The organism is Methylotuvimicrobium buryatense 5G (genome assembly GCF_000341735.1).
GTDB classification, from domain to species: domain Bacteria; phylum Pseudomonadota; class Gammaproteobacteria; order Methylococcales; family Methylomonadaceae; genus Methylotuvimicrobium; species Methylotuvimicrobium buryatense.
The window spans coordinates 3,830,313-3,837,200 of sequence record NZ_KB455575.1 but is presented as its reverse complement, the minus strand read 5'-3'; the positions used below and the strand labels follow the sequence as shown (position 1 = coordinate 3,837,200).

The 6,888-nt window shown below is 53.0% G+C and carries 2 protein-coding genes (both running past the window's edge); both read left to right on the top strand.

The features are described 5' to 3' along the window. A protein-coding gene (locus tag METBU_RS0117325; RefSeq protein WP_017841827.1) for a DUF4347 domain-containing protein crosses the window boundary here: on the top strand, positions 1–3 show its 3' end. 8,931 nt of this gene lie to the left of the window's left edge; only the last 3 of its 8,934 coding nucleotides appear in the window; the start codon falls outside the window, past its left edge; it ends in the stop codon at positions 1–3. Continuing rightward, the coding region annotated (locus METBU_RS24580) for a VCBS domain-containing protein (protein WP_144053590.1) crosses the window boundary (this coding region is incomplete at its 3' end): on the top strand, positions 1–6,888 show 6,888 of its 6,920 nt. Its footprint begins 32 nt before the window's first position. The genes METBU_RS0117325 and METBU_RS24580, both read left to right, overlap by 35 nt.

Genomic DNA, 6,888 nt, shown 5'->3' with positions numbered 1-6,888 from the left:
TAATCCGGTCAACGATGCACCGGTGCTGACGGATGCGTTAAAAGCCGCGGCAACGATTACCGAAGACGAGGTGACTAACGCGGGTAATTTAGTATCCGCGCTGCTAGGCACCATCACCGATGTGGACACCGGCGAGCATGGCGAGCACAACGGCGTCAAACAAGGCATGGCCATATTTGAGGCGAGCAACGGCGGCGACATTGGCGGGCATTGGGAGTTTAGTCTTTACAATGCAGAAACGGAAGAATTTGGTGAGTGGCAAGCCATCAATTTAACTGCTGTTGGCCAAGTGCTGTTGCTCGATCAGACTGACAAAGTGCGTTTCGTGCCGGATCAAATTGGCGGCACCACGGCAAATGACCTGGCGGAGCCGAGCTTGCGCTATTACGCCTGGGACCAGGCGACCGGTGTCCCGGGTGACATCGTTTCTGGCATCGCCGGCGAAGCCAACGTCGCAAACCGTGGCGACAGTTCGGCGTATTCACTAGCAGAAGGATTGGTGACGCTTACGGTCACCGATGTCAATGACGCTCCGACCATAGTTGCGCCAGTACCTCAGACCGTCGATGAAGACGGCGTTCTGACTATTACCGGTTTGTCGTTCGACGACGTGGATATCTCCGGTCGCGCCGATGGCGATACTAGCAATGATAGTGTGACGATTACATTAGAGGTGGCGCACGGTACGCTGACTTTAACGAACACCGACGGCATTACTTTCGTCGGAGACAGCGCCAATGAAGGCGCCAGTTTAACTTTCTACGGTACGTTGACTGACGTCAATGCGGCAGTTGCTGGGTTAGAGTATCGGCCGGACGAAAATTTCAACGGCACAGACACCCTGAGCGTCAAGATCGACGACCAAGGCAATGTCGGCGGTGACCCGTTGTATACGGAAACGGATATCGCCATCACGGTTAATCCGGTCAACGATGCGCCGGTGCTGACGGATGCGTTAAAAGCCGCGGCAACGATTACCGAAGACGAGGTGACTAACGCGGGTAATTTAGTATCCGCGCTGCTAGGCACCATCACCGATGTGGACACCGGCGAGCATGGCGAGCACAACGGCGTCAAACAAGGCATGGCCATATTTGAGGCGAGCAACGGCGGCGACATTGGCGGGCATTGGGAGTTTAGTCTTTACAATGCAGAAACGGAAGAATTTGGTGAGTGGCAAGCCATCAATTTAACTGCTGTTGGCCAAGTGCTGTTGCTCGATCAGACTGACAAAGTGCGTTTCGTGCCGGATCAAATTGGCGGCACCACGGCAAATGACCTGGCGGAGCCGAGCTTGCGCTATTACGCCTGGGACCAGGCGACCGGTGTCCCGGGTGACATCGTTTCTGGCATCGCCGGCGAAGCCAACGTCGCAAACCGTGGCGACAGTTCGGCGTATTCACTAGCAGAAGGATTGGTGACGCTTACGGTCACCGATGTCAATGACGCTCCGACCATAGTTGCGCCAGTACCTCAGACCGTCGATGAAGACGGCGTTCTGACTATTACCGGTTTGTCGTTCGACGACGTGGATATCTCCGGTCGCGCCGATGGCGATACTAGCAATGATAGTGTGACGATTACATTAGAGGTGGCGCACGGTACGCTGACTTTAACGAACACCGACGGCATTACTTTCGTCGGAGACAGCGCCAATGAAGGCGCCAGTTTAACTTTCTACGGTACGTTGACTGACGTCAATGCGGCAGTTGCTGGGTTAGAGTATCGGCCGGACGAAAATTTCAACGGCACAGACACCCTGAGCGTCAAGATCGACGACCAAGGCAATGTCGGCGGTGACCCGTTGTATACGGAAACGGATATCGCCATCACGGTAAATCCGGTCAACGATGCGCCGGTGCTGGCGGATGCGTTAAAAGCCGCGGCAACGATTACCGAAGACGAGGTGACTAACGCGGGTAATTTAGTATCCGCGTTGCTAGGCACCATCACCGATGTGGACACCGGCGAGCATGGCGAGCACAACGGCGTCAAACAAGGCATGGCCATATTTGAGGCGAGCAACGGCGGCGACATTGGCGGGCATTGGGAGTTCAGTCTTTACAATGCAGAAACGGAAGCGTTTGGTGAGTGGCAAGCCATCAATTTTACTGCTGTTGGCCAAGTGCTGTTGCTCGATCAGGATGACAAAGTGCGTTTCGTGCCGGATGCTAAGAACGGCACCACCGCGAATGACCTGACTGAACCGAGCTTGCGCTATTACGCCTGGGACCAGGCGACCGGTGTCCCGGGTGGCATCGTTTCTGATATCGCCGGCGAAGACAATGCCGGCAGCCGGGGCGGCAGTTCGGCGTATTCACTCGCAGAGGGATTGGTGACGCTTACGGTCACCGATGTCAATGACGCTCCCGAGGTCTCAGTCGATAATGACACCAAATTTTATGCGCGAAGCGAGGGTATTCCTTTGTTCGCTTCTGACGAAGAAGTCACGTTATCCGATGTCGATTTTGGTGATTATCTAACCGAAGCACGTTTAATATTAGATAGCGCATGGACTACCGACAATGCTTTTGGTGATACTTGGGAAACTTTGTTTTCAACGTCTGGCAGTTCGTTTACGACCAGCCTGGATAACGTATTGACGATAACCGGCAACGGTACCGAGGCTTCACCGTTGGTCATAACTGGAGACGGTTCACATGAAGAGTACACCGAAGCCTTGTTGTCGTTACGTTATCAAAATGCCAATGAAAATGCATTTGTCGGGACGCGGAATGTGAGTTTGACCGTAAAAGATAGTGAAGGCGAACCGTCCGCTCCGGCTGTTTTCACTGTTGACGTGATTTGGTCGACTGTCGTCGACTTGAGCGGACCGACTGAAGAGACGCGCGATCATCAAATAAGCTACACGGAAGGCGCGGCTCCAGTTGCAATCGCAGCCTCCGATGCCGAATTGATCGACCAGGACGGAAACACCAAGTCGGTCACGGTGACCTTGCGTGATACGGTCAATGGCTCTAATGAAAAGCTTTTTATTACTGAAAGCCAGCTCCCGACGTTTTACGCGATTGGTGTAACTGTCACCGGCAACAATAGTCACGAAATCACATTGTCGAATGAAAGCGGACTCGACCCGACTTTCTTCCAACTCGCCTTGCGCGCTATCCAATATAGCAATACGTCGACTCGGCCGACCGATGCGCCTCGTTTTGTGGATGTCACGACTGTCGATATGGACGATAATCCGGGTGTTTCGGCAACGACCACCATCAATGTGACGATAGTCAACGATCCGCCCTTTGGTTCAGTGACGATTAGCAACACAGCGGATGAACGAGACATCAATGACGTGCGAGTGGGTGATGTTCTAACCGTAACCCATGACGTGGATGATCCCGATGGCGGCCCTTACGAGCCGGTAACGTTTGAATGGTTGATTGATAATGAGGTTGTGCATACCGGCAACAGCTATGCTCTAACGCGGGACGATGTGGGCAAGTCATTGTCAGTTCGTATCCAATATACTGATGGCGAAGGCTTTTTCGAGACGGTCGTGAGCGCACCGACAGCCGAGGTAGCCAATGTCAATGAAGCGCCGCAAGCGATTGAGCCTGCGCCGAGTGATACGGCTTCTGAAAATGATCCGGGCTTTAGCTTCGACCTATTGGACGGTGTAACCGATATTGATGTGGATTTCGGGCTGGATAGTTTAACGATTGATAGTGTTGTCTATGTTGTGGATGGTGAAGCGACAGGCAATGACGGTCAGGACTTACCGGCGGGTGTCTCCCGTTCGGATTCAATGATCACGGTCGATCCTTCTCAGTATAAATTCCTTAACGATGAGGAAATCAGCACCATTGTGGTGACTTATACGGTTAAGGATGAGGAAGGTGAAACCGCTACCCAGACCTATACGATAACGGTGACCGGAGTTAACGACCCGGCGGTGATCGGCGGCGATTTAACTCAAGCCGCCGATGAAACCGATGCACCGTTGACGTTGACCGGAACCTTAACCGCCGTCGACGTCGATAACGAAGACAATAAATTCCAGGTACAGGAGAACGTTGAAGGCACCCACGGCGCCTTCAGTCTCACCGAAGACGGCGTCTGGACCTTTGTGGCCAACAGTGCCTTCGACGAACTGAATGTCGGCGACACCGTTGAAGAAAGCTTCGCCGTGCGAAGTATTGACGGCACGGAAGCGAGCGTCACCGTGACGATCAACGGCACCAACGACCCGGCGGTAATCGGAGGCGATTTAACTCAAGCAGCCGATGAAACCGATGCACCGTTGACGTTGACCGGAACCTTGACCGCCAGCGACGTCGATAACGAAGACAACAAATTCCAAGTACAGGAAGACGTTGCCGGCACCTACGGCACCTTCAGTCTCACCGAAGACGGTGCCTGGACCTTTGTGGCCAACAGTGCGTTCGACTATTTGAATGTCGGCGACACCGTTGAAGAAAGCTTCACCGTGCGAAGTATTGACGGCACGGAAGCGAGCGTCACCGTGACGATCAACGGCACCAACGACCCGGCGGTAATCGGAGGCGATTTAACTCAAGCAGCCGATGAAACCAATGAACCGTTGACCTTGACCGGAACCTTGACCGCCAGCGACGTCGATAACGAAGACAACAAATTCCAAGTACAAGAAGACGTTGCCGGCACCTACGGCACCTTCAGTCTCAGCGAAGACGGTGCCTGGACCTTTGTGGCCAACAGTGCGTTCGACTATTTGAATGTCGGCGACACCGTTGAAGAAAGCTTCACCGTGCGAAGTATTGACGGCACGGAAGCGAGCGTCACCGTGACGATCAACGGCACCAACGACCCGGCGGTAATCGGAGGCGATTTAACTCAAGCAGCCGATGAAACCGATGCACCGTTGACGTTGACCGGAACCTTGACGAACGAGGATCCGGATAACGAAGACAATAAATTCCAGACACAGGAGAGCGTTGAAGGCGACCACGGCACCTTCAGTCTCACCGAAGACGGCGCCTGGACCTTTGTGGCCAACAGTGCGTTCGACTATTTGAATGTCGGCGACACCGTTGAAGAAAGCTTCACCGTGCGAAGTATTGACGGCACGGAAGCGAGCGTCACCGTAACGATCAACGGCACCAATGACGCGCCAACCGCGATTTTGTTATCGAATGACACGATAAAAGAAAATACGCCTCCCGGAGAAGGTCGTATCATTGGTGGTTTAACTACAATCGATGTTGACGACGATGTTCATGCCTACAGTATTTTAGATGCGGAAGACGGCTTTAATTTTGAACTGACCGAGGGTAATAAACTCCGCTTCCGAGATGGTGTGACGCTGGATGCAGAAACGAAACATCAATATGCGGTAACTGTGCGCACAACCGATTCCGGGGGCGCCTCATTTGATCAAAGGTTTATCATTAATCTGGAAGATGTGAATGAGTACGCTATTTCCACGCCGGTATTTGCTATCGACCCTATTATACCTGGCATTCGGCCCAATTGGGTGCCCATCGATACGGCTATAGGTACCTTCATCGGTATTAAAGCCATAGCCGATGATTTAGATCTCACCGATCAAGTGGAAAGCTACGAGCTGGTCGGAAATTCGGCGGGGACGGCGCCTTATACAGCCGGTGAATTTTCAATCATGTCAACAGGATCTGACGCGGGTAAAATCTTTGTTGCCAATAATAGTACCTGGGCCGTCAATACGCCTCGCGTTCTATTTGTAAAAGCCACTTCGACCGATGGCTCTTCTGCCATCGGTTTTATTCGACTCGATATTGCGCCAAGCATTTTTAAAGTTCTGGATGATGATAAGTTTATTGATGAGACTGAAAAAACAGCTCTCGATTTTAGTGTCGTGGGCTTAGACGTCGATGCAACGGCAACCGTGACGTTTACGGATGTTAATGGCGATCAAGTCGTTATTGATGATCTTAACTTCGATGGCACTTACACGGCGGATTTATCCAGCTTGGCTGATGGTATTATTACCTCGAAAATCGATATCATTGATGCGTCCGGGCAATCCGGCATGGTGGTCGGGGATACATTGCGGATGGGTAATGTGCCGTTAGCGCCATCACTGGCTTTAGTGAGCGATGTGGATACTGCTGTCAATGCCGCATTCCCATCGGATAACGAATTTCCATTGGTCGGCGTCGAACCCGGCGCAACGTGGGAATACAGTACCGATAATGGTGTAACATGGTTGCCCGGAGGAACGGCTGAAGACAAGCTGCTGCATGACGGCAGCGTGATGAGTGTTCGTCTGCGCCAAACGGATGCCTCTGGTTTGAGGAGTGTTGCAAGCGCTATTGTTATTTTGGGTACAACAGCCGATAACGTTATTGACGGCAGTGCAGATGCCGAACAAATATTTGGTTTTGAAGGCAACGATACGATTTACGGCGGCGCGGGCAATGACACGCTCTATGGCGGCGAAGGCAATGACCGGTTGTATGGTAATCAGGGCGATGATGTCATCTACGCCGTGGCGGGCGATAACTGGCTGCACGGCGGACAAGGCAACGATACGTTGTACGGTGGAACCGGCAACGACACCCTAGCGGGCGGCGCCGGTGACGACTACCTCGATGGCGGTGAAGGCAACAACACCGTGGATTACAGCACATCGCAAGACGGCGTGACCGTGGATTTAAGGATCACGGAAGCGCAATTCATCAGCGCACATCAAGGATGGGATACGCTGCGTAACCTGCATAACATCATCGGCAGCGGCTTTGACGACGTGTTGACAGGCGACGACGGCGATAATGTGATCTACGGGGGCGGCGGCAACGATACGATTTACGGCGGCGCGGGCAATGACACGCTCTATGGCGGCGAAGGCAATGACCGGTTGTATGGTAATCAGGGCGATGATGTCATCTACGCCGTGGCGGGCGATAACTGGCT